The following is a 23,189-nucleotide window of genomic DNA, read 5'->3' on the forward strand; positions in this document are numbered from 1 at the left end:
ATCTGTGCACGTGCTAATGCCAGCTCTCGTTGCAGCTTTTTAAACGCTTTTGGGGAAAAGTCTGTTTGTTCCGGGATTTCAATCGCTTTCTTTTTCATCTTTGGCTTCACTATTTTAGGGCGTTGAGGGTTTATATAAGGGGATTTTACGCCATTAAGCCCTCTTTCACGAAAGGCTTTTCCAATAAATGACTTGAGAACGAGAAATCTGATGAAATTTAGCCACCTCACGGATACCCAAATCCTGCTCGGTGACCTGTTTGATAGTTTTTTAACGAAATTGGTAAGAGTAAGACATAATCTGCACCTCAAATTAAGTGTCCGGGTTTTGGGGGGCAGATCATAGGTGTTTATAAGGAAAATAACCGTTTTTCATTAATTCAAAGTTTAGCAATAGCCTACCTGTCGCCCGTTGCCATCAACAAAATGGGTGAATGGATTCAAATGCCAAATGTAACCATGCGATGGCTTCTATCGGGTGACAACGCTGCAACCGAAGCTGATAGTCGGCAATCAATTTCGGTCAAAAGTGCGGTCATTTTATGAAGTGTTTTTTAAAAATAAAATTGAGTGGCGGAAGATCGTAGGAGTTGAACCTACCCGAGACTGCTGGCAGCCTCAACAGGATTTGAAGTCCTGCCGCCTCACCGGAAACGACGATCTTCCTCTTGGAAATTGATGCGAACTTTAGCGCAAAAGCCCGTGCGATTCAAGTGAAGCGGAAAAATAATCCATTAATTTTATACGGAATATTGGGCGTTTAAATGTTGGCGATAGCGTTGGTAAACGGATTGATATTGTTCCGCATTTTCCGCTATCGGCGCTGTGCGCGTCGCTTCATTTAACTGTACGAAAGCTCGGCATAATTCCGCCAGCGAACCCTGTTTATTTGCCCACATGGCTTGAATTGCGGCGCCCAATGCGGCAGCTTCTTCCTCCATCAGGCACACTACGTTGACGTTCATAATGTCGGCAATCATTTGCCGCCATACGGCACTTTTCGCCCCGCCGCCAATCAGGCGGATTTCGGTGGCGGCCAGCCCCGCCTGTTCAAATAAATCCAAGCCGTAGCGCAAGGTAAAACTGGAGCTTTCCATCACGGCGCGGGATAAATTGGCGCGGGTGAAATTGCCCGCATCCAAGCCCAAAATCGCCGCTTTGCTATTCGGCAATGCCGGCACCCGTTCGCCGTTAAAGAAGGGCAGAATGGTCACGCCGTCGGCGCCGATATTGGCTTGTTGTACCAATTCATTGAATTCGCTCACGTTAATTTCCAGCAGTTGCATGAGATTTTTGTTAGCGGACGTCACGTTCATGGTGCAAACCAACGGCAACCAGCCGCCGGAAGAGGAACAAAAATCGGCAATCATCGGCGGCAAATCGGGGAGCGGTTTATCGCTGTAGGCATAGAGCGTGCCCGACGTGCCTAAGCTCATGGTGACGATGCCTTGTTGAATATTGCCGGTACCGATGGCGCCCATCATGTTGTTGTCGCCGCCGGCGGAAACAATGACGTCATTCTCCAGTCCTAATTGGCGCGCGACATCTGCTTTCACCGTGCCGAGAATTTGGTCAGCGTCGATTAAGTGCGGTAGATTTTCCAGGCATTTTTCCGGGGCAATAAGGCGCAACACCTCCTCGTCCCAACAACGTCGCACCACATCAAAATAACCGGTGCCGGAGGCGTCACCATATTCGGTACAGAATTTGCCCGTGAGCCAATAATTGAGATAATCATGGGGTAGCATGATTTTGTCGATTTGTTGGTAAATATCCGCTTGATATTTGCGCAACCAACGGATTTTAGATGCCGTATAACCGGTTTGACAAACAATGCCAAGGCGTTCAAAACAAGCTTGTTCGCCACCGAATAGCGCTAAAATCTCCGCATTTTCCGAGGCAGTTTCCGTGTCGCACCAAAGTTTGGCATGGTATAATGGCTGGTTGTTTTTATCCAGCACCACCAAGCCGTGTTGCTGCCCGGAAATGCCGATACCACGAATTAAGTGCGGTTGAATTTCGGCTTGTTTTATGGCATCGGCAAAGGCATTTTTAAACGCCGTAATCCACCAATCCGGTGCTTGCTCGCGCCGTCCATCGGAGTTTTCAATGAGCTGATGGGCAGCATAGCCACTGCCCAGCACCTTATGCTGTTGACTATCTACAACAATCACTTTCGTGCCTTGTGTGCCGCAATCGACGCCAAGATACATAAAACACCTCCGTAAAAATACCGAAAAAAACCACCGCACATTTACCGATTAACGGTAAATGTAACCGTTCACCAAGTTTTCCAGATACTCCTGTTTACCGGACACCGGTTGCGGATCCAAGCTTTGTTGCTCAACCGCCTGCGCGAGCTGTGCCAAAGAAGCGTTACCCTGCAAAATTTGCTGACCGAGGGATTGCCGCCAACCGGCATAACGCGCATCGACGATTTGTTGCAGGCGTTGTTCTTCCAGTATTTGTGCCGCCCGTTTGAAGGATAACGCCAACACGTCGATAGCACCGATGTGCGCATAGAACAAATCATAAGGATCGGTACTTTGACGGCGGATTTTCGCATCAAAGTTGAAACCGCCGGTAGTAAAGCCACCGTTTTTCAGAATTTCATACATCACCAGCGTATTTTCTTCCACACTGTTCGGGAATTGGTCGGTGTCCCAGCCTAATTGTGGGTCGCCACGGTTGGCGTCGATGGAACCGAAAATATCCAGCGCGAACGCTGTTGCCACTTCATGCTGGAAGGTGTGCCCCGCCAAGATGGCGTGGTTGGCTTCAATGTTCACTTTAATTTCATTTTCCAAACCGAACTGTTTTAAGAAACCGTACACCATCGCCACATCATAATCGTATTGATGTTTAGTCGGTTCCTGCGGTTTCGGTTCAATGAGCAACGTGCCGTTAAAACCGATGTTATGTTTATGTTCCACCACCATTTGCATGAAGCGTCCGATTTGTTCGCGTTCACGTTTTAAATCCGTATTAAGCAGGGTTTCATAACCTTCGCGACCGCCCCAGAGCACATAGTTTTCGCCGCCCAAACGCTTGGTAGCATTCATGGCGTGATATACCTGCGTTGCCGCCCAGGCGAACACCTCCGGATTCGGATTGGTGGAGGCGCCGGACATATAACGCGGATGGCTGAAACAGTTTGCCGTACCCCATAGCAATTTTACGCCGGTTTCCGCCTGTTTACGTTCAAGAATGTCCGTTATCGTGTTGAAATTATGAATGTAATCCTTAATGGAATTGCCTTCCGGCGCCACATCCACATCGTGGAAACAATAATAAGGCACGCCTAATTTGGTGAAAAACTCAAAAGCAATGTCCGCTTTTTGTTTTGCCGCCTCTAACGTGCCGGCATTCTTCTGCCAGCTGCGATCCAGCGAACCCAAGCCGAACATATCGGTACCGTTCCAGCAAAACGTATGCCAATAACATACCGCCAAACGCAAATGCTCCGCCATGGTTTTGCCAAGAGTGACCTGATTGGCGTCGTAATATTTATACGCGAAGGGATTGGTTGAGTCAGGACCTTCGTAGCGAACTTTGTCAATATTGTTTAAATAGTTTGTCATTTTAGCCTCCGGGACAGGGTTAATTTGGCACTATTCTTGATAAAAGCCCTTTGACGATCAATTACGTTATTTCGCATTGGATTTAAGATTATTGTTTATTGTGGACTGGGTCACAAAAGAGAAAAAACGTAATAGGCTCGGAAGATCTGATAATTGCGTTTCTTTGAAACGGAGTGATAAAACTACGTTCAGAGTAATATAAGTCGCTTCTCTAACACCCTTTTAATTCATTCACTATCACTATTTGAGGTGTCATTATGAAAATCAAATTTGCTTTATTATCTCTTGCTGCCGCACTTGCCTTGTGCAGCACCACCGGCTTCGCCAAAGACTTAAAAATCGGTATGTCCATTGATGATTTACGTTTAGAAAGATGGCAAAAAGACAGCAGTATTTTCGTTAAAAAAGCGGAAGCGTTAGGCGCCAAAGTTTATGTTCAATCCGCCAACGGCGATGATTCGGCACAAATTTCACAAATCGAAAACATGATTAATAAAAATATTGATGTGCTGGTGATTATTCCGCATAACGGTGAAGTATTAAGCAATGTCATTGCAGAGGCGAAAAAAGAAGGCATCAAAGTTTTAGCTTATGACCGTTTAATTAATAACGCGGATCTGGACTTTTACGTTTCCTTTGATAATGAAAAAGTCGGTGAATTACAAGCGCAAAGTGTTATTGAGAAAAAACCGGAAGGTAACTATTTCTTAATGGGCGGCTCGCCAGTAGATAACAACGCGAAACTTTTCCGCAAAGGTCAAATGAAAGTATTACAACCGTTAATTGATAGCGGAAAAATTAAAGTGGTGGGTGACCAATGGGTTGATTCTTGGTTACCGGAAAAATCCTTACAAATTATGGAAAATACGCTAACCGCCAACAAAAATAATATTGATGCCGTTGTTGCTTCGAACGATGCCACCGCCGGCGGGGCAATTCAGGCGCTTTCCGCGCAGGGTTTATCCGGCAAAGTAGCGATTTCCGGTCAGGATGCCGACTTGGCGGCAATTAAACGCATTGTGGAAGGCACACAAACCATGACCGTGTATAAACCGATAGCCTTATTGGCGGATAAAGCGGCTGAAATTTCCGTTGCCTTGGCTAAGGATGAAAAACCGCAATCCAATGCGGAATTAAATAACGGCTTGAAAAACGTGCCATCCTACCTACTTGAACCTATCGTCGTTGATAAAAATAATATTGAAACCACGATTATTAAGGACGGGTTCCATTCTAAAGATAGCATTTATAAATAACGCAACAGGGAGGCTTATGCCTCCCGAATTCTAATAGCAAATCACAAAAGGTTTCCATTATGGCTCTATTAGAAATGAAAAATATCACCAAGAAATTCGGCGATGTTGTAGCATTAAACAACATTTCCATTTCCTTGGAAAAAGCGGAGATTCTGTCTTTATGTGGTGAAAACGGCTCCGGTAAATCCACCTTAATGAAGGTATTATGCGGCATTTATCCTTTCGGCGATTATGAAGGCGATATTTATTTCAGTGATGAAAAAATCGTTGCCAAAAACATTAAAGATACGGAAGAAAAAGGCATTTCCATTATTCACCAGGAATTAACCTTGGTAAAAAATATGTCCATTTTGGAAAATATGTTTTTGGGCAACGAAATCACCAAAGGCGGCATTACCGACGACAACGAAATGTATTTACGCTGTAAAAAACTGTTGGAACAAGTCCAACTGGATATTGACCCGCACACCAAAGTCGGTGAATTAGGTTTGGGGCAGCAACAACTTGTTGAAATTGCCAAAGCCTTAAATAAACAGGTTCGTTTGCTGATTTTAGACGAACCGACAGCATCATTAACCGAAAAAGAAACGGCGATTTTATTAAATCTGGTAAAAGATTTACGCGCCCATAATATCGCCTGCATTTACATTTCCCACAAACTCAATGAAGTTAAAGAAATCTCCGACAAAATCTGTGTGATTCGCGACGGTGAGCATATCGGTACCCGTGATGCGAAAACCATGACGGAAGATGACATCATCACCATGATGGTAGGCCGTGAAATCACGTCTTTATATCCCCATGAAGCACATGAAATCGGTGAGGAAATCCTGCGGGTGGAACATATTACCGCTTGGCATCCCATTAATACCCATATTAAACGGGTAAGTAACGCGTCGTTTACGCTCCATAAAGGAGAGATTTTAGGGGTTGCCGGTTTAGTCGGCTCCGGACGAACAGAAATGGTGCAATGTATTTTTGGTTCCTACCCGGGTAAACATGAAGGTGAGATTTTTATTCATAACCATAAAGTAAAAATTCGTAATTGCAGCGAAGCCATTAAACACAATATCGTAATGGTGCCGGAAGATCGCAAAAAACACGGTATCGTTGCCATTATGGGCGTGGGAAAAAATATTACGCTACCTTCATTACGCAATTATTGTTTCGGTAAACGGGTCATCAATGAAGCCTTGGAAGAAACGGTAATTAACCAAGCTATCGCCCAGTTAAAAGTCAAAACGTCTTCACCGCACTTAGCCATCGGGCGTTTAAGCGGCGGCAATCAGCAAAAAGCGATTCTTGCCAAATCCTTATTACTTAAACCTCAAATTCTGATTTTGGATGAACCTACACGCGGGATCGATGTGGGCGCCAAATATGAAATTTATAAACTTATCAACCAACTGGCACAAGAAGGCATCGCGATTATTGTCATTTCCTCCGAATTGCCGGAAGTGCTTGGCATTAGCGATCGGGTTTTAGTGATGCACCAAGGTCAGATTAAAGCGGATTTAATCAATAATCATCTGACACAGGAACAGGTCATGGAAGCGGCGCTAAAGAAGTAATTTATGTCTAAATTGAAATCAATAAATTTACAGGTTTATATTATGCTTATTGCCATTGTGGTGATTATGGCATTCTTCTTTGTCGCCACCGACGGCGCTTACCTGAGTGCGCGTAATATTTCCAATCTATTACGCCAAACCTCCATTACGGGCATTCTCGCCATCGGCATGATTTTCGTGATTATCTCTGCCGAGATTGACTTATCCGTCGGTTCATTAATGGGATTACTCGGCGGTTTTGCCGCCATCGCCGATGTTTGGTGGGGCTGGCCGTTACCGTTAACCATTATAACAACGTTGCTTATCGGCATTGTGCTCGGCGCTTGCACCGGCTGGTGGGTTGCCTATCGAAAAGTACCCTCTTTTATTGTCACATTGGCGGGAATGCTGATTTTCCGCGGGATGTTGGTCGGCGCAACCAACGGCACCACGGTTTCACCGATTATCAAAGACATGACAATCATCGGTCAAGGCTACCTTCCCGATACCACCGGCATTATTTTAGGTTGTGTTGCCGTTATTTGTTTCTTCCTATGGGGTTCTTATCAACGCAAAACCCGCAAAAATCTTAACTTAAGCGTTACCGGCACAGGTAAAGAAACCATGAAATACGGTTTATTCGCCATTGGTGTACTGGGTGCGATCTATCTCTTAAATGATTATCGGGGCATTCCGTTCCCGGTGTTGCTTCTGGCGATTTTAGCGGTTATCGGTATGTTCATTGCACGAAAAACCGCATTCGGACGACACATTTATGCCATTGGCGGTAATATTGAGGCTGCCAGATTATCAGGCATCAATGTTGAAAAAATCAAACTCATGATTTTCTCCATTAACGGCTTAATGGTCGCCATCGCCGGGTTAATTCTCAGTGCCCGTTTAGGTGCCGGCGCGCCGTCCGCCGGTCAAAATGCCGAACTGGACGCCATCGCCGCCTGTGTTATCGGCGGTGCAAGCCTCGCCGGCGGTGTCGGTAGCGTTTACGGCGTGGTTATCGGTGCATTGATTATCGCCTTATTGGACAACGGTATGAGTATGTTAGACGTGCCGATAATAATGTTATCTCCTTAAGGAAAAATAATGGAAATCAAATTTGATCAATGGGTTAATCGAATCGGAACGGATAGTGCCAAATGGGATGTCCCTTATTCAAAATATGGTTCCGATATTATTCCTCTGTCGGTAGCGGATATGGATCTTCCTGCGCCGCAGGAAATTATTGAATTATTGAACGAACGTAATCGGTTGGGCATATACGGATATACAATAATATCGGATGATTATTATCCGCTCATAACCGATTATTTCAAAAGACATTACGCTTACTATGCAAGCCCTGAAGATATTGTATTTTGCCCGCGAATAATTCAAGCGGTATCAATTTATATCAGAGAATTTACAACCGAGAACGATACTATTTGCTTATTTACGCCTTCTTATTCGCCTATGCTTAATGCCGTATTACTAAATAACCGAAAGCTGTCGCAATGTCCTTTAGTTTACTACAATCAAAAATATCATATTGATTTTAAAAAACTGGAAATATGTTTTAGTCATTCCGACGTATTTATTCTGATTTCTCCACATAATCCCACCGGTTTGGTGTTTAGCATTCAGGATCTCAATCGAATTGCATTACTGGCGGAAAAGTATCATGTCTTTATTATTTCGGATGATATTCATGCAGATTTTGATTTTTCAGGCGAGAAACATCATATTATTTCTTCGATTAATCATTATGTAAAAGAACATTCGATTATTTGCACTTCCCCGTCAAAAACCTTTAATTTAGCCGGTTTAGAAATTTCAAATCTGATTATTCATAATCACGTCATACGAAATAAATTTAATCGATTACTGCAACAATTAGGCATCCATAATCCTAATTACTTCTCCATTCCCGCCATAAAAGCAGCTTACCGAAACGGTGATGTCTGGCTGAGAGAATTACAACAATATATCCTTGAGAATAAGCAGTTTGTTAAACGTTTCTTTACAGCGCATATTCCTGAACTGGACGTCGCTGATACAACCGGTACCTATCTGGTATGGGTTAATTATTCCCGCTTAAAAATAGACGAACAGCTATTGAAACATTGGCTATTGCATTTAGCCCGCGTTGAAATGTCTTGGGGAAGTGACTTCGGGGAAGATGGGAATAGATTCTTTCGTATGAATATTGCAGTACCACGCTCCTGTTTGATTAGTTGTTTAAACAGAATTAAGCAGGCTTTTCTTTTATTAAAAAAAGAGGGATATTGCTATGCAGCACAGTAACACACAAATAAAAATACCGACTTTAGCACAAGCACTATCACCAATAATCGTTATGTTACTATTATTGGGCTTAGGTTATGCGCTGTTTGATCTGCCGCCGGAACCACTCATGGTAGTTTCTTGTGTGTTTGCCGGCTTTTTAGTGAAATATTTAGGCTTTCGCTATAATGATATGCTGAACGCTATTGCAGGGAAAATTGCTAAAACTATGCCGGCATTATTGATTTTAATCACCGTCGGTTTACTCATCGGGACTTGGATTGCAGGTGGTACGATTCCGATGATGATTTATTATGGGTTGAAGGTAATTGATCCTAAATTTTTATACATTACCGCCTTGTTTTTGACTTCTGTGGTTTCTATTTGTACCGGCACATCTTGAGGTTCGGCCGGAACCGTAGGCGTGGCTTTTATGGGGGTCGCGACCGGATTAAACGCCAACCTTGCCGCCACCGCAGGTGCTGTCGTAGCAGGAGCCTATTTCGGGGATAAGCTTTCACCGTTATCCGACACCACAAATATCGCATCGGCAGCAACCGGTGTGGATTTATATGAGCATATTACCCATCTGTTATATACCACACTCCCGTCTTTTATACTGGCAGCGATAGTTTATATCATATATGGAATGAATGCGGATTTTCAGAACGTAGCAACGCCGGAAAAAGTTGCACTCATGCTATCCGGTTTGGAGTCAATTTATCATTTCAACTTATTATTAATTCCTGTCATCATTATTTTATGGGGCTCCATTACCAAAAAACCGACCATTCCGGTCATGTTATTATCGGCATTCGTTGCAATGTCAAATGCATTTTTTATCCAACACGTTGCGTTGCATGACATTGTAAACAGTGCGGTTAATGGTTTTAATGTATCAATGGTCCATAGTGATGTTCAAATTAGTTCGGATTTAAACCGTCTGTTAAATCGTGGCGGGATGAATTCAATGATGGGAACTTTACTGATCTGCTTTTGCGCATTATCGTTCGCCGGTGTTTTATCATTAAGCGGCGCATTGGATGTCATTATTAACAATCTATTGAAATTGGTAAAATCCACTGCGTCACTCATTGTCGCGACGATTATCTGCGGCTTAACCATGATAGGTGTAACCAGCAACGGGCAGGTTTCCATCCTGATTCCGGGTGAAATGCTACGGGATGCCTATATCGAACGTGATCTGCACCCCAAAAATCTCAGCCGGACGATAGAAGACTCGGCGACTATCATTGAACCGATCCTACCTTGGACAGCTGCCGGCGCTTATATGGCCGGCACTTTAGGCGTAGCGACATTGTCTTATTTACCTTGGGCCGTGCTATGCTGGAGCGGTATCGTCTTTGCGACAATTTGGGGAATTACCAGTTTCGGTATAGCTAAATTAAATCAATAGCCGTTAAAAAGTGCGGTCGGTTTTTTGAGTGAAATCACAGAGATGAAATAAAGCAGTTTTCTTCGCGGCGAATTTGTGTATGCTAATATCAGTTGCCGCAAAGGGAATGATGTGATGAATAATCAAAAATATTACCGCATTGCGTTGTTATTCAACGCGAACAAAATCTATGACCGGGAAGTGGTTGAGGGTGTGGGGCAGTATTTGCAGGCATCGCAATGTATGTGGGATATTTTTGTGGAAGATGAGTTTATTTATCATAAAGATACCATCAACAACCTGTCTATTGACGGCATCATCGCCGATTTCGATGATGCCGAAACCGTCGAGTTACTTAAAAATATATCGATTCCGCTCATTGCCGTGGGCGGCTCTTATCAAAATCCCGCGTTTTATCCCAATCTGCCTTACGTCGCCACCGATAATTATGCCTTGGTGGAAACCGCTTTTTTACATTTGAAACAAAAAGGCATTACCAGCTTTGCGTTTTATGGTTTGGAGACGGAAGAAACCAAGCATTGGGCAAATGAAAGAAAAGACGCGTTTCTTGCATTAATGCAGAAATATGAATTCCAAAGTGCGGTCTATTTAGGCGACAAAACTGACTCACAGAACTGGGCGCAGGAACAGGCGAAAGTCACCGACTGGCTTAAAACTTTGCCACCCCACACCGGCATTATCGCCGTCACCGACGCCCGCGCACGGCATATTCTGCAAGCCTGCGAAACCGCCGGCATTGCCGTGCCGGAGCAACTCTGCGTGATCGGCATTGATAACGAAGAACTGATTCAATATTTATCCCGTGTCTCCCTTTCTTCTGTGGCACAAGGCACGCGGGAAATCGGTTACCAGGCAGCGAAACTGCTGCACCGTTTATTAACTGGGCAAAAAGTCGCCGCCACACCGCTTCTGATCCCGCCGGTAAAAGTTATCGAACGCAGCTCCACCGATTACCGCTCCCTGCGCGACCCGCTGGTGATGCAAGCCATGCACTACATCCGCCACCGCGCCTGCCAAGGCATTAAAGCGGAACAGGTGCTGGATTACCTGCGCACCTCCCGTTCCAATTTAGAAGCCCGTTTTAAAGCGGAAATGAACAAAACCATTCATCAGGTCATCCACGAAGAAAAAATCACCCGCGCCAAACAGCTACTGCGTCGCAGCGATATTCCCATTCAGGAAATCTCCGACATTTGCGGCTACCCGTCACTACAATACTTTTACTCGGTATTCAAAAAAGAATTTAATCAAACCCCGAAAGAGTTTCGAAATCGTGAAGGGAAGTAAAAACGCAGGGAAAAATCACCGCACTTTCACCCCTTCCGAAAATTCCCCTCACCATCCTCGCTTTTAAGATAACTCAAGACCCACAACAGGGCGATGCCGAAGAGGGCGGAGGTGAGGAAAGTGGCGCTGAAGGCGTGTTGCAGTTGTGTGCCGTTTTCGCCGATGAAGTGGCGGTAGAGGTCTAAGATGACGGAAGAGACGGCGATGCTGATACCAATCCCCACTTGTTGGATGACGCTGAGATAAGTGGAACCGGTGCTGGCATTGTGGTCGTTTAAGTCGCTAATGGTGAGGGTGTTGACGGCGGTGAAAATAATCGACATGGAACAACCGTACCACGCCAGAATCAGCACCAACAGCCAAATCGGGCTTTGCTGATCTAAGAGGCTCATGGTGGCGATGGCGAAGGTCATGGAAAGTGCGGTCAAAATTAACGTCGTTTTGTAGCCGAAGCGCGACAGAACTTTCCCTGCGAAGGATTTGGTCAACACCGAACTCACGGCGATCGGCGCGAGTAACCAACCGGCAGCATCGGCGCCATAATTAAACACCACCTGCAACATAAGCGGCATTAAAAATGGAATGCCGGAACCACTCAAGCGAATGAAGAGGTTGGCGACGATGCCTACCCGAAAGGTGCGAACCGCAAATATATTGAGCGACAATAAGGGATATTGTGCCCGTCGGGCATAAAAATAATAAATGGAAAAACAACCGATTCCGGCAGCCAGAATCAAGGCGGTCATCCATTGGCTGACACGATCTTCGGACAACAAATCCAAACCGAGGGTCAAGCCTGCCAAGCCGCCGGCAAACAGTACGAAGCCCCGCCAATCCAGTTTACCGATATTGCCCGTACTGTTCGGCATATGTCGTCCGGCAAACCAAACGCCGAGCAAACCGATAGGAATGTTAATCAAGAAAATCCAATGCCATGTGGCGTGCGTCACCAGCCAACCGCCCACAATCGGTCCCAGCACCGGACCGATAAGCCCTGCCATCGCCATGGCATTCCACGCAGCAACCAGCTGGGTTTTCGGCACGTTGCGAATAATTGCCAAACGCGCCACCGGCATCATCAGCGCGCCGCCCAGCCCCTGCAACACACGCGACCAAATCAGCGCATTCAATGAATTGGATACCGCACAGGCGACGGAACCGAGTACAAAAGTCGTCATTGCCACCCGAAACACATTGAGCGTGCCGTATTTATCGGCGATCCATCCGGTGAGCGGAATAAACAGGGCAACGGTGAGGGAATAACTGATGATCGTCATTTGCATTTCCAGCGGCGATTCATGCAAATCGGCGGAAATGGCGGGTAGCGCGGTGTTCAAAATGGTAGCGTCAAGGGATTGCATAAACAATGCCATGGCGGCAATTAGGGCTAAATTACGGTAATGTTGACGCTCACTCATCTGATTTTCTCGTTCTGCGGAGGCAAAAAACACCGTTATTTTCCGCCGCACTTTTGCGCCCTCCATGATAAGGAAAGCATCGTTGATTAATTTTGCCCGTATTCTACATGATTCGCGCCTATTGCATGCAATTTTAATCCGATTTTATTGTACCAACGACAAATCGGACGATTGTTTTTTTCACACAACGGCATTGCGGACACACTAAAGTGCGGTGCTTTTTCTTTATGTTTTTTATAAAAATGTGATCCTGATCACATAAAATCTACTAAAAAGCACCGAGCTTAAACGAATGAGTTGTCGGTTTTTAGGTAGAATGGTAAACGATACAACTATCTTTAAGGAGACCAAATGACCATTGCTATTATTATCGCAACACATGGGGTCGCGGCGGAGCAGCTGTTAAAAACCACAGAAATGCTCATCGGCGAACAGGAAAATGTGGCGACCATTGATTTTGTGCCCGGTGAAAACGCCGAGACCATCATGGAAAAATATCAGGCGAAACTCAGCGGCGATCTTGCCCATTGCGACAAAGTGCTGTTTTTGGTGGATACCTGGGGCGGCAGTCCGTTTAATGCGGCAAACCGCGTGTCGGAAGGCAAGGACAACATGGATATCGTCACCGGTGTGAACGTGCCAATGTTGGTGGAAACCTTCATGGCGCGAGATGACGGTCCAAGTTTGGATGAATTGGTGGCAATCGCCTTAGAAACCGGCCGTACCGGCGTACGTGCGCTGCGTTATCAGGAGCCGGAAACCGAACCGACCGCGCCAACATCCGAGGTTCCAGCACAACCCGCCGCATCACAAGCGGAACCGCAACCGGCGGTGGTCACACCGAATCAGGAAGGGCATTTGGAAATCGGTTTGGCGCGTATTGACGACCGATTGATTCACGGGCAAGTGGCAACCCGTTGGACGAAAGAAAGCCGTGTATCGCGCATTGCGGTGGTGAGCGACGAAGTGGCGAAAGACACCGTGCGCGCGACCATGCTAAAAAGCGTTGCACCGCCCGGGGTCACCGCCCACGTGGTAAACGTGGATAAAATGGTGCGGGTTTACAACAACCCTGAATATGCCGGCGAACGCATGATGTTGCTGTTTACCAATCCGACGGACGTATTGCGTCTTTCCGATGCGGGCGTTGATTTTAAATCCATCAATGTGGGTGGCATGGCGTATCGCGATGGTAAAAAAATGATTACCAATGCGGTATCCGTGGACGACAAAGATATTGCCGCCTTCAAAGCCCTTGATGCCAAAGGCATTGAGCTGGACGTGCGTAAAGTTTCAAATGACAACCGCCAGTACATGATGGATTTATTGAAGAAAAATAACTTACTTTAAAGGAAATGATTATGGAAATTACCACTTTACAAATTATTCTGGTGTTTCTGGTCGCCTGTATTTGCGGCGCAGGATCGATTCTTGACGAATGGCAAACCCAACGCCCGTTAATTGCCTGTACCTTAATCGGCTTAGTGTTGGGCGATATTCAAACCGGTATCATTATCGGCGGGACCTTGGAATTATTGGCGTTAGGCTGGATGAATATAGGCGCGGCCGTGGCACCTGATGCGGCACTGGCCTCCGTGATTTCAACCATTTTGGTTATCGTCGGTAAACAAGAAATCTCTACCGGAATTGCGGTGGCGATTCCGCTTGCCGCCGCCGGTCAGGTGTTGACCTATATCGTGCGCGCCATCACCGTGGGTTTCCAACATGCCGCGGATAAATCAGTGGAAGACGGCAACCTAACGCGTTTAGACTGGTTACATTGCAGTGCGCTAATGTTACAAGCCATGCGGATCGCCATTCCGGCGCTGATCGTCGCCTTAACCGCCGGTACTGATGAGGTACAAAGCATGCTGAACGCCATTCCTGACGTAGTGACAACCGGGCTTAAAATCGCCGGTGGCTTCATCGCTGTGGTCGGTTATGCCATGGTAATCAACATGATGCGTGCAGGGCATTTAATGCCATTCTTCTATGCGGGCTTTGTCATCGCCGCTTATACCGAATTCAATCTGGTTGCCCTCGGTGTGTTAGGCATCGTGATGGCGGTGTTATATATTCAAATGCACCCGAAATATAACCAAAGCAAGCAAGTGGTGCAGGTAACAACTGCCGCCGGCAATGACTTGGACAATAGACTGGATTAATGAAGGAGCGATAACATGACAACCGAAGTCAGAAAAGTAACAAAAAGTGATTTGAACGCCGTCGTAATGCGCTCCAACCTGTTCCAAGGGTCATGGAACTTCGAACGTATGCAGGCGTTGGGCTTTGCCTATTCCATGGTACCGGTAATCAAACGGTTATACCCAGTACAGGATTCCCAAGAGCGCAAAGACGCCATTAAACGCCACCTGGAATTTTTCAACACCCAGCCTTTCGTCGGCGCACCCGTATTAGGCGTGGCAATTGCCATGGAAGAACAACGTGCCAACGGCAAACCGGTGGAAGATGCCGCCATCAACGGGATTAAAGTGGGTCTCATGGGACCGCTTGCCGGCGTGGGCGACCCGATTTATTGGGGGACCGCGCGTCCGGTCTTCGCTGCACTCGGCGCAGGCTTAGCGTTAAACGGCAGCATTTTAGGTCCGATTCTGTTCTTCGTTTTATTTAACCTCGTGCGTCTCGCCACCCGTTACTACGGCGTAATTTACGGCTACCGCAAAGGGCTGGACGTGGTCAGCGACATGAGTGGCGGCTTATTGCAAAAACTTACCGAAGGCGCATCAATCCTCGGTTTGTTCATCATGGGCGCCCTAGTGCAAAAATGGACCAGCATTAATGTACCGTTAGTAGTTTCCACCATCAAAAAACAAAACGGCACCGTTGAAGTCACCACCGTACAAAGCATCTTGGACAGTCTCATGCCAGGCTTACTGGCGCTACTGCTCACCTTCGCCTGTATGTGGCTGCTGCGCAATCGGGTAAACGCCCTGTGGATCATCGTTGGCTTCTTCGTCATCGGCATCTTCGGCGCCTGGACGGGCACCCTCGCGTAATTGACCACCACATCAAGAAAAGCACAGAATCCGCGCCGAATCTGTTGGATAACGCGTGGATTTTTATTCGATACAAGAAAAGTGCGGTGGTTTTTTCCGGTGTTTTTCACATTGAAAAACGTTCTGAAAATTGACCGCACTTTATCATCATTTCCTTCAACTCGAACGAGGGTTTTATTGCTATTTCCCCCCAAGCCTCAACACCCGCAACCGCTCCCCAATCTCCCGTCCCAATTCGGCAGACTCCGCAAAAAGCCGGTCTAAATCCGCTGAAAACCCCGCCATTTTCTGCTCGAATTCATCGGCGGAAATATCCACATAATCAATCTTCACCTCGAAATACTGCCCTGCCGAGAGGCTGTAGTTTTTCGCTTGGATTTCATCGTAGCCGACCACCACGCTGAAATTTTCCACCACCTGTTTGTCCGTAAACGTTTGGCAGATTTTTTGCTCTTCCTCGCGGGAAAGTACGGTTTTTTGGTTTTTGCCGTCTTTGATTTTTTCGCCCAAACCAGACGCGTCGATTAATACCACTTGGTCTTTATTAGCTTTGTCAATAAACAGGATGGAAACATTGGTTCCCGTGGTGGCGAAAATATTGGAAGGCATAGACACCACGCCGGCGAGCATTTTATTTTCCACCAGATATTCGCGGATTTTTCTGTCTATGCCCGATTGAGCGGTGATAAAGCCCGTCGGCAACACAATCGACGCCTTGCCGTTTTCTTTCAGGCTGAACAGGATATGCTGGATAAAAAGCTGGTAGATTTCCATCTTATCCTTGTCTTTCGCCTTGATTTTCGGAATCCCCGCAAAAAAGCGTTCGCGGTTTTCCGCGCTGTCCAATTGGTCGCGGAAATCGCTGAAATCCAACTTAAACGGCGGATTGGACACGATGAAATCGAATTTTTTCAGACGACCTACTTTATCCTTATGGTAAGGCGACAAAATCGTATTGCCCTGAATCACATTATTCAAAGAATGCACCAGATTGTTCAGAACCAGGTTCAAGCGCAACAGGTTGGACGATTTTTGCGAAATATCCTGCGTATAAATCATACATTTGTCTTCGCCGATGGCGTGCGCCACATTCATCAGCAGCGTTCCCGAACCTGCCGACGGGTCGTACACGTCCACACTGCGGATTTGTCCGCGCACATCTTGAGGCACCAAAATATCCGCCATAATCCGCGCCACCGCGTGCGGCGTGTAGTATTCGGCGTATTTTCCGCCCGAATTGCTGTTGTAGTCCTTAATCAGGTATTCGAAAATCGTCGCGAAAAAATCGAATTTTTGGGCAAACACCGCCTCGAAGCTGAAATCCGCCAATTTGGAAATCAGCGCGCGGCAGAAATCGTCGCGGCGGTTTTCATCAGCGATATATTGGCTGATACGCTCGAACAACACGATTTTCGCCCCGCCCTCGGTTTTCACCGCGAACACTTCGGCATTATGCGCGGCAATGTCTATCAGCGTATCGTCGAACAATTTGGCAAAATCCGCATCGTTTTGCCTTTGCGACAGATAGCGGATGGAATGCTCCGGCTTCAATACCGCCGTTTTGCTCTGAATCTCCATATCGACAAATTCCATCGGCTCGCCGGGCTTTTCTTCAAGGATTTTTTTGACTTCGAAATCATATTTGTCGTTTAAGAATTTATACAGAAAAGCCTGACTGATGATTTTGAACTCATTGCCGTCGTTGCCCAAGCCGTAGTGGGCGCAGATGGTTTTCAGGCTGTCAATCAGGGTTTTGGTTTGTTCGGTGAAATACAGTTCGGTCATTTTTTGTCTCGTTTGTTTTTTATTTCGGTTTTAGTTTCACGTGGCAGACTGAAAAGCGCGGTCGGATTTGGAAGCCGTAGGTCGGGCATTTATGCCCGACCTACTCTTCCGCCACGGCTACCTGCCCATTCATCAGCATGGGCAGCAGGAAATCGCGTAGTTGGGTCAGCTGGTGGTTTTGTTTTTCGCTATTTACAATCTTTAAATTCCAATTTTCTACAAACTCACTAAATCTCTTTAAAAGGAAATCAGGCGGTACAATTATTTTTAATCCTTCAATATCTTTTGGATACATGGGGCTGCGCCGATCCTCTAGCTTGTTGGTAAATAAAATCTTGAACAATTCTTAAAAAGTTTAATATATATAATGTGCTGCCAATAACACTATTTGTAATAGTTGTACAATCGCAGACAAAAATCGGTTCTCTCCAAAAATTAACAAAACCTGCGTTTGCACCCGAAGCACTAATTGTAATGGTATTCTTTGGACGATTAGCTACATCGTGATAATAAGAGAAATCCAATCCTGCCGAAATCACTTTAATATCTCCATTGGTATTAGCAGTTTTTTCTGTAATTAAAGTCCCTTTTTTAATTTCAGCCCAATCTCCCAAACTCTTCACTTCCCACCCCTTCGGAATTTCTCGTTTCAGAGTTTCGTCAAACACCATTTCGCCGCCGGAGGATTTGTAGGGTTTGCCGTTTGCGTCGGGGAAGTCGAACTGCACGAACCAGTAGTCGTACAGGGTTTTCGCCATCTCTTCCAAGCGCGCGTTGATTTGTTTGTTCAGGGCGATTTTTTTATCCAAGGCAGAGAGAACGGCGGCGATGGATTGTTGGGTTTTGAGGTTGGTGAACGCTCTGATTTTTAACGGATGCAGATGATTTCGGTTCATGGTTGGAACACCAGAACCAGTTTTATATTCATTTAATTTTAAATTTTTCAATAGGTAATAAATATATTGGACGTTATTTCCCTTAAAATCTTTTACATACAATGCTGTATTATGCGGAAAAAAGTTTTTTGTTATTAAATGTGGAATACCGACTGTTCCACTTCTCCCAATCGTAATTCCAGGCGCTTTAACTTTATATTCATTGTGATAACCCAAAATTCCGTTGGAAGATTGAACAGGATATTCGCCTTTTACAAAAGCATCTTTTGGTAAATCATATCCACGTTGGAACTCTACCAAATCACCTAAAATACAATCTTGTAATTCATTCATAAAATTTTATTTCTCTTCAAAGATCATCTGAAAATATTCTCAATATCCGACCGTACTTTTTCAGTCAATCGTAAGGTGTGCTTTTAGCCACCATCTGAAACCGTCGTTGTTTATCGGTGGGCAGGAATGCCCACCCTACAATAAAGGTCGTTTGAAAAACATTTCAAAATCCGACCGCACTTTTTCAAGTAGCCTACATTGATGCCTGTTATTTCTTTAGGTTCAGCAGTTCGGCAATATGGCGTTCGCCCTCGCGTTCTTTTTCCAGTCTGCGTGCAGCGGCGAATTTTTCGTATTCGATGCAGGCTTTTTCGTCTGCCTGAGTTTTGCTGACTGTGCCTGCGTTTTGCAGCACACGGCGGTCGTTGAAGGTAAGAAAGGCATCCAGTTTTTCCGTCCAGTCTTGCAGGAATATTTGTTTTTTCCGGGTTGCCTGGTCTTCGGCAAAGTCCAGCCACATGGAAACAATGCGGTTGAGGGCATCGATTTCTGCCTCGTTCAGGTAGTTTTTGGCAACGGTTGTATCGGCTTTCCCCCGCCAATGAGTCAGCCCCATATTGGGTTTTTCTGCATCTGCGCGCTGATAGATGATTTCGGGCGCGGTATGCAGGGTGCAAGCGTAGTGGAGTTTATTTTGTATGGTTTTGAAAAATGCGTTGGTTTCTTTGAAGCTGTGCTGGTAATCCGCCGCCATTGCAAAGATTTCGCGCACGCGCAGATACATCCGCCGCTCGCTGCTACGGATGTCCCTGATGCGGTTAAGCAGCTGTTCAAACTGATCTTCGGCGCGACTTGTGCCGACGGGCGGGTTTTTGAGGCGGTCATCATTGAGTACGAAGCCTTTGCTGATGTATTCGCCCAATGTCCGTGTTGCCCATTGGCGGAATTGTGTGCCGCGTGTGGAGCGGACGCGGTAACCGATGGCAATGATCAGGGACAGGGGGTAAAGGGCAATTTTTCGGCTTACCTCCCGCCCGCTTTCATTTTGAACTGTCAACTGAAAGTTGACAGTTGCCTGTTCGTCCATTTCGTTTTCGTCAAAAATGGTTTTAATGTGCTTGCTGATGTTTTGTTTGCTGGTTTGGTAGAGTTCGGCAATTTCTTTTTGGGTCAGCCACAGTTCGCCGTCAAGCTCGCGCAGGGTGAATTCGGATAGTCCGTCTTCCGTAGTGTAAATGATGATGTCGTTGTCGTGCATAGTTTTCCTGTTTTTATAAATAGTTAAGACTACCTGAAAACCGCCGCCTCAAATCCGTCCGCTTTCTTTTAAATATTCGCGCACCAGCAGGCGGTTGATGACTTGGATGTCTGCGGGCTGAACGGGGAATTTTTGTTCTGTGCGGAAGCGTTTTAAGACGATGCCCTGCATTTGTTTTTCAAAGTAATTCTGGTTGTCCAAAATCTGCGCCATATCCAGCACTTTTTGGTCGGCGTCGGTTTTGACGCCGTTGAGCGCGTCGAAGACTTTTTGTTTGTCGCCGTAGAGGACGGGATTTTCCAGCAGGCGTTTGTGGGTGCGGGCGTATTTTGCGTCGCCGCCGTATTTGTGCCGCAGGAGGTCGTTTTTTCGGTTGAGCTCTTTGATTTTGGCATAGACGGTTTCGAGTATGCCGATGTTGGTTTTCATGTCGTCTTGTCCGACTTCGGCGAGGTTCTTTTTCTTGAAGATGCGTTCCAATTCTTCGCGCAGGCTGATGAATTCGGGGTCTACTTGGTCGAAGTTGCCCGCCAGCCCTTCGCGGACTTTGCGCATGATGTCTTTCAAGTCGTCGGCGAGTTTGAGCTCGGCTTCGCCGGTTTTGACAAATTGGAAGTAGATGTCTTCCAAGGCTTCGTTGAGCAGGTGTGCGGTGTCGCCCTGCTGCAGTTTTTCGGCAAGGTTCAGGGTGTCGATGCGGGCGGCGGTTTCACGGTATAGGAGGTTGAGTTTGTCAAAATCGAGATGCTCGAGAAATTCATAGTCGCCTTGCAGGCGCAGGATGTTGTACAGCTCTTTGGCGGTTTGCAGGGCTTTTTTAAGGGTGAGCAACTGGGTTTTGTCTTTTATTTCGTTGATTTGGCTGCAAAAGGCTTCGGCGTTTTCGGTGTCGAAGTCAAAGAGGGCGGCTTTGATGCCGGCGATTTCCTGTTCGATTTCTTCGGCGGTTTTGAAAAGTTGGCTGTAGCTGCCGATTTCGTCGCCCAGTTCGTTGGTTAGTTCGTCCCAATAGGCGCGGTTGGTTTTGTCGAATTCGCTTTGTATGTCGGCGAAATCGACGACGTAGCCGTAGCGGTAGTGTTTGTACGCGGGTGAGGGTCTGTAAAAGGTTGTGGGCTTTGATGAGTCTGCCCAAATAGAGTTTTTTCAGGCGCGGGGCGTCAAAGCCGGTCAGCAGCATGTTGTACACGAAGAGGAGGTCTGTTTTGCTGGCTTTGAAGTCTTTGACCCATTGGTCGCGCTCGTCTTTGGTGCCGACGTCGTGCAGTATCAGGGCGGCGGTGAGCTTGTGGTCCGAGGTCGTCTGAAAATAGGCGTACATCTGCCGCGCCTGCTCTGCGCTGTCGCAGATAATCATGGCGCCGAGGCTGTCGTCTTGGTTGGTTTTGCGGAATTTGGCAAAGTCGTCAAGGATGTAGTCGAGCATCGGGCGGACGAAATGCGGATGGGCGTAGATGGCTTTGCGCTCTATGCTGCCTTTTTCGATTTCAAGCTGCGCCAATGTTGCCTGCAATTGGGCTTTGTATTGGCTGCTGATGGCTTCGCGGATGAGGCGCAGGGTGTAGCTGTCGGCGATGGAGGCGTTGTAATAATATTTGTGGATGTAGTCGCCGAAGAGTTCGCGGGTGTTGACGCTGCCGGCGGTTACTCCGATAAGCGGCGTGCCGGTCAGCCCGATTTTGACGGCGTTTACGTCGGACTGGTTGAGGTTGGCAAGAAACGAACCTTTGGGGTTGTAGCTGCGGTGTACTTCGTCGAGGAAATAGACGCGCTGGATGCTCAGGTCGTAGTCGCTTTTGGTGACGACGTCGGGGTCGTCTTTGAATTTTTGGATGTTGACGACGGTGATTTCCGCTTTGCCGGAATGGTTGTGCAGGGTTTGGGCGGATTTGATGTCGGCGGCGAAGGCTTCGCGGCTGTCGATGGTGTGGACGATGAGGTCACGGGCGGTGAATTCCTGCTGCGCCTGTTTCAAGAGGTCGAGCCTGTCCACGATGAAATAGAATTTTGGCACGATACCTTGTTTGGCGTAATAGCGGGTTAGATAGCGGGTGCTGTAGTAGGCGAGCGCGGTTTTGCCGGAGCCTTGGGTGTGCCAGATGACGCCTTTTTTGCCGCCGTTGGTCAGGTGTTTTTCGGTGGCGTAGGCGGCGAAAAGCTGCGGATAGCGCATGATGTGTTTTTTTATGCCGTTTTGTGTTTCGACGTATGCAAAGCCGTATTGCAGGAGAAAGGCGAGGCGGTCGCGGCACAGCAGCGAGGTCAGGATTCGGTTGGTAGGCGTGTCGGGGGATTTGTTGCTGATAAATTCGGGGTTATGTTTGATGACGGACAGGTTGTTGTCTTGCAGGACGGTGTTTTCAAGGTCGTCTGAAAGGGTGTTTAAAAGTTCGGCAAGGTTGAGCTTATGTTCTTCGCGGAAATAGTTGAAAGCGGGGCTGCCATAGGCGGATGAGGAGTAGAATGCGCCCTGCACCGGCTCGGTCGCGCCGTCGTCGTATTCCATGTTGTTGGAAAAAATCATGAATTGGGTGATGTTGATAAAGCGGCGGAATTTGGGATTTTGCGCGCGCTTTGCCATCCGCTCGCGTTCTGCGCCTATACCGCCTTTGTTATTGGGCTTTTTAACTTCGACAAATATCAACGGCATGCCGTTTACCAGCAGGGTGATGTCCGGGCGGAATTCTTCGTCGCCGTTGATGCAGGGCAGTTCGGTTACGACATGGAAGCGGTTGTTGTCGAAATTTTGGAAATCGATCAGCTTGATGCCGGAGCGGCTGATGAGGCGTTCGTAAAATTGCCGTCCCAAGTCTTCGTTGTCCAGCTCGATGGTGATGTCGGTCAGCAGGCGGCGCGCGTCGTCTTCGGATAGTCCCGCATTGATGCGGCACAGGCTTTCGGTGAAGATGTCGGGAAAGATGTTGGTCTGCCTATCCCATGTTGCGGTTTTTAGCGAAAGATAGCGGTAGCCCAGTCGCATCAGGTGCAATACGGCGGGAATTTTGACACGGGAGTTTTCGTTGTGGGTTTGGAACATGGTTTTTCCTGACTGATTACCTTTTTGTTGGCTATTATATAATATTTTTACACAGGCGAAATCATCTATACCTTATCGATCTTCCAGACAACTTTGTTTTAAGAAAAGTACAGAGGGAAATTTTAACCATTTCGAAAA

General features: G+C 46.8%; 16 protein-coding genes, 1 tRNA gene and 3 pseudogenes. 9 read left to right on the forward strand and 11 right to left on the reverse strand.

What is annotated here, in order from left to right; all coding sequences use genetic code 11:
• From A3CS_RS1000000112300 to xylA, 4 genes and pseudogenes are all read right to left on the reverse strand, one after another.
• Positions 1-264: pseudogene (locus tag A3CS_RS1000000112300) on the reverse strand (transposase); the annotation flags it as partial.
• A 306-nt stretch (positions 265-570) separates the two neighbouring features.
• Positions 571-665 (reverse strand) — tRNA-Sec (locus A3CS_RS1000000111905).
• 74 nt (positions 666-739) lie between these two features.
• Entirely contained in the window at positions 740-2,212 is a 1,473-nt protein-coding gene (gene xylB / locus A3CS_RS0108425) for a xylulokinase (RefSeq protein ID WP_019518407.1), read from the reverse strand.
• Between the two features lie 48 nt (positions 2,213-2,260).
• Positions 2,261-3,580, reverse strand: a complete 1,320-nt coding sequence (xylA, locus tag A3CS_RS0108430) for a xylose isomerase (RefSeq protein ID WP_019518408.1) — start codon at positions 3,578-3,580, stop codon at positions 2,261-2,263.
• 257 nt (positions 3,581-3,837) lie between these two features.
• On the opposite strand from xylA, the gene xylF reads away from it, so the two are divergent.
• The 6 genes and pseudogenes from xylF to A3CS_RS0108460 all read left to right on the forward strand — a co-directional run bounded on the left by xylF (position 3,838) and on the right by A3CS_RS0108460 (position 11,367).
• On the forward strand, positions 3,838-4,836 hold the full coding sequence (gene xylF / locus A3CS_RS0108435) for a D-xylose ABC transporter substrate-binding protein (RefSeq protein ID WP_005574956.1): 999 nt from the start codon (positions 3,838-3,840) through the stop codon (positions 4,834-4,836).
• Positions 4,837-4,892: 56 nt separating this feature from the next.
• The gene (gene xylG / locus A3CS_RS0108440) at positions 4,893-6,407 is read left to right on the forward strand and encodes a D-xylose ABC transporter ATP-binding protein (protein WP_162137885.1); all 1,515 of its coding nucleotides are present in this window, start codon (positions 4,893-4,895) and stop codon (positions 6,405-6,407) included.
• A gap of 3 nt (positions 6,408-6,410) precedes the next feature.
• A pseudogene (locus A3CS_RS0108445) lies at positions 6,411-7,457 on the forward strand (sugar ABC transporter permease); the annotation flags it as partial.
• 30 nt (positions 7,458-7,487) lie between these two features.
• The gene (locus tag A3CS_RS0108450) at positions 7,488-8,684 is read left to right on the forward strand and encodes a MalY/PatB family protein (protein WP_005546250.1); all 1,197 of its coding nucleotides are present in this window, start codon (positions 7,488-7,490) and stop codon (positions 8,682-8,684) included.
• Positions 8,671-10,080: pseudogene (nhaC, locus tag A3CS_RS01000000111055) on the forward strand (Na+/H+ antiporter NhaC). Before A3CS_RS0108450 ends, nhaC begins: the two are co-directional and overlap by 14 nt.
• A gap of 114 nt (positions 10,081-10,194) precedes the next feature.
• Entirely contained in the window at positions 10,195-11,367 is a 1,173-nt protein-coding gene (locus tag A3CS_RS0108460; RefSeq protein ID WP_005546256.1) for a XylR family transcriptional regulator, read from the forward strand.
• Between the two features lie 26 nt (positions 11,368-11,393).
• On the opposite strand, the gene A3CS_RS0108465 is transcribed toward A3CS_RS0108460, so the two are convergent.
• A complete protein-coding gene (locus A3CS_RS0108465; RefSeq protein ID WP_019518410.1) occupies positions 11,394-12,785 on the reverse strand; it encodes a DHA2 family efflux MFS transporter permease subunit in 1,392 nt (463 codons plus the stop codon).
• Between the two features lie 351 nt (positions 12,786-13,136).
• On the opposite strand from A3CS_RS0108465, the gene manX reads away from it, so the two are divergent.
• The 3 genes from manX to A3CS_RS0108480 are packed head-to-tail and all read left to right on the forward strand — an operon-like array spanning position 13,137 to position 15,802.
• Complete coding sequence (manX, locus tag A3CS_RS0108470) at positions 13,137-14,135, forward strand: PTS mannose transporter subunit IIAB (protein WP_005574944.1); 999 nt, start codon at positions 13,137-13,139, stop codon at positions 14,133-14,135.
• Positions 14,136-14,146: 11 nt separating this feature from the next.
• Complete coding sequence (locus A3CS_RS0108475) at positions 14,147-14,950, forward strand: PTS mannose/fructose/sorbose transporter subunit IIC (RefSeq protein WP_005546265.1); 804 nt, start codon at positions 14,147-14,149, stop codon at positions 14,948-14,950.
• Between the two features lie 15 nt (positions 14,951-14,965).
• A complete protein-coding gene (locus A3CS_RS0108480) occupies positions 14,966-15,802 on the forward strand; it encodes a PTS mannose transporter subunit IID (protein ID WP_005546267.1) in 837 nt (278 codons plus the stop codon).
• Positions 15,803-15,982: 180 nt separating this feature from the next.
• Here the strand turns inward: A3CS_RS0108480 and A3CS_RS0108485 are convergent, their stop codons facing one another.
• The 6 genes from A3CS_RS0108485 to A3CS_RS0108510 form a co-directional block, all read right to left on the reverse strand.
• Positions 15,983-17,587, reverse strand: coding sequence for an HsdM family class I SAM-dependent methyltransferase (locus A3CS_RS0108485; RefSeq protein ID WP_005574943.1), 1,605 nt, complete (start codon positions 17,585-17,587; stop codon positions 15,983-15,985).
• Between the two features lie 100 nt (positions 17,588-17,687).
• Positions 17,688-17,882: a restriction endonuclease subunit S domain-containing protein gene (locus A3CS_RS0108490; RefSeq protein WP_005541724.1), complete on the reverse strand. Its 195-nt coding sequence runs from the start codon at positions 17,880-17,882 to the stop codon at positions 17,688-17,690.
• On the reverse strand, positions 17,863-18,816 hold the full coding sequence (locus A3CS_RS0108495) for a restriction endonuclease subunit S (RefSeq protein ID WP_005574942.1): 954 nt from the start codon (positions 18,814-18,816) through the stop codon (positions 17,863-17,865). The genes A3CS_RS0108490 and A3CS_RS0108495 overlap by 20 nt, the downstream gene beginning before the upstream one ends.
• A gap of 208 nt (positions 18,817-19,024) precedes the next feature.
• Positions 19,025-20,014: a virulence RhuM family protein gene (locus tag A3CS_RS0108500; protein ID WP_005546272.1), complete on the reverse strand. Its 990-nt coding sequence runs from the start codon at positions 20,012-20,014 to the stop codon at positions 19,025-19,027.
• Between the two features lie 48 nt (positions 20,015-20,062).
• A complete protein-coding gene (locus A3CS_RS1000000112310) occupies positions 20,063-20,845 on the reverse strand; it encodes a hypothetical protein (RefSeq protein ID WP_005568554.1) in 783 nt (260 codons plus the stop codon).
• Between the two features lie 64 nt (positions 20,846-20,909).
• Positions 20,910-23,051, reverse strand: coding sequence for a type I restriction endonuclease (locus tag A3CS_RS0108510; protein ID WP_005546278.1), 2,142 nt, complete (start codon positions 23,049-23,051; stop codon positions 20,910-20,912).
• Between the last annotated feature and the right edge of the window lie 138 nt (positions 23,052-23,189).

The organism is Aggregatibacter actinomycetemcomitans DSM 8324, from assembly GCF_000372365.1.
In the GTDB taxonomy this organism is placed as follows: domain Bacteria; phylum Pseudomonadota; class Gammaproteobacteria; order Enterobacterales; family Pasteurellaceae; genus Aggregatibacter; species Aggregatibacter actinomycetemcomitans.